Source organism: Acidovorax sp. KPB24-07, assembly GCF_057543315.1.
Window position 1 is genome coordinate 1 of sequence record NZ_BAAJYS010000540.1, and the last position, 1,860, is coordinate 1,860.

Annotated in this window: 1 protein-coding gene; it reads right to left on the reverse strand. The window is 73.0% G+C overall.

The window, feature by feature from the left end; genetic code table 11:
* The coding region (locus tag AC27IQ_RS23595) for a cobaltochelatase subunit CobN (RefSeq protein WP_487091005.1) at positions 1-1,860 on the reverse strand (1,860 nt) is incomplete at both ends.

Consider the following 1,860-nt stretch of genomic DNA (forward strand, 5'->3'; position numbering starts at 1 on the left):
CAGCTGCCCCAGTTCTTGGCCACCGCAGGCGTCCAACGCGGGCGCCAGCGTGCCCTGCACCCGCGCCAGCACGGCCTGCGTGCGCGGCCAGGCTGCGGCCGGCGCGCCGTCCTCCAGCAGTTGCTGGGCGAGCAGCTCCAGCCGCTCGCGCGTGTCGCCGTGGTGCCGCCAGGGGCCGGCGTCCACAGCCTGCAGCGCCTCGGGCCGTGGGCCCTGCCAGGGCTGCGCCGCCTCGATCTGCAGCGGGTCGAAGGGATCGCCGGGCAGCAGGTCGTCGGCCAGGGCCTGCAGCAGCCCGGCCTGAGCACCCTGCCCGTCGCCGGCCGGATAGCGGGCCAGCGCCAGCAGCGTGTCGCGCCGCTGGCGACCCGTCGGCGAGGCGCCGAAGACATGCAGGCCATCGCGGATCTGCGTTTCCTTCAGCTCGCACAGGTAGGCGTCGATGCGCGCGAGGATGGCATCGTCGTCCGGCGCGCTGCCGGCCGGCGCGGCCAGGTCCAGCCCCTCGAGCAGGTGCTGGCGGCGCACCGCATCCAGGATCTGCCGGCGCAGCAGCGTGGCGCGGCGCGCATCCACCAGCAGCGCGTCGTAGTACTCGTCCACCAGGCGCTCCAGGTCCTGCAGCGGGCCGTGGTTTTCGGCGCGGGTGAGCGGTGGCATGAGGTGGTCGATGATGACCGCCTGGCTGCGGCGCTTGGCCTGCGCGCCCTCGCCCGGGTCGTTCACGATGAAGGGGTACAGGTGGGGCAGCGGTCCCAGGATCGCATCAGGCCAGCACACCTGCGACAGTGCCAGGCTCTTGCCGGGCAGCCATTCGAGGTTGCCGTGCTTGCCCACGTGCACCACGGCGTCGATGGCAAACACGTCGCGCAGCCAGAAGTAAAAGGCCAGGTAGCCGTGCGGCGGCACCAGCTCGGCATCGTGGTAGCTTGCGTAGTCCTGCGCACTGGCATTGCCCTGCCCTGGCGCCGCCGCATTGGCGCGCGCCGGCTGGATGCCGATGAACACATTCCCCTGCCGCAGGCCCGCGATCATGAAGCGGCCCTGGCGCAGCAGCGGGTCGGCCTCGGGCGGGCCCCAGCGGTCGTGGATGGCTTGCGCCATGCCCTCCGGCAACGCGTCCAGCCGCGCGCGGTAATCGGCCAGGGCGTAGCTCTGCCAGGCGGGACGCAGCGGCCACTGCGCGGGGTCGTTCGCAATGCCCTGCTGCAGCACGCGCATGAGCGCATCGCCATCGGCCGGCACGGCCGCGGCGTCGCCCAGGGCGTAACCCTCGGCGCGCAGGCGCTGCAGGATGCCGATCACCGACGCGGGTGTGTCCAGGCCCACGCCGCTGCCCAGGCGCCCCTCGCTGCCGGGGTAGTTGGCCAACACCAGCGCCAGCCGTTTGTCCGGGTTGGGAAGGCTCCGCAGCCTGCACCAGCGCTGGGCCAGCGCAGCGACGAACGCCACCCGATCGGGCTCGGGCTGGTAGGCCACCACGTCGGCCTGCGTGAACGCGCAGCGGTGCGACAGCCCCTTGAAGCTGATGGCGCGCGTGACGATGCGCCCGTCCATCTCGGGCAGCACCACCTGCATGGCGATGTCGCGCGGGCGCAGGCCCTGGCTGTCCGCCCACCAGTCCTCGCGGTTTCCGCCGCTGGCGATCACCTGCAGCACCGGCGCATCGCCCGCGAGCGCGGCCCCCTCCTCCAGCGCCGCGAAGGCCGTGGTGTTCAGCACGAGCTGCACCGCATGCTGGCGGCACAGGTCCTGCAGGGTGGACAGGCACAGCGGGTCCTTGAGCGAATCGAGCGCCACCGGCAAGGGGTTGAGCCCCTGTCCGGCCAGCGCCAGCGCCAGCGCGTCGAACGCCGCGGT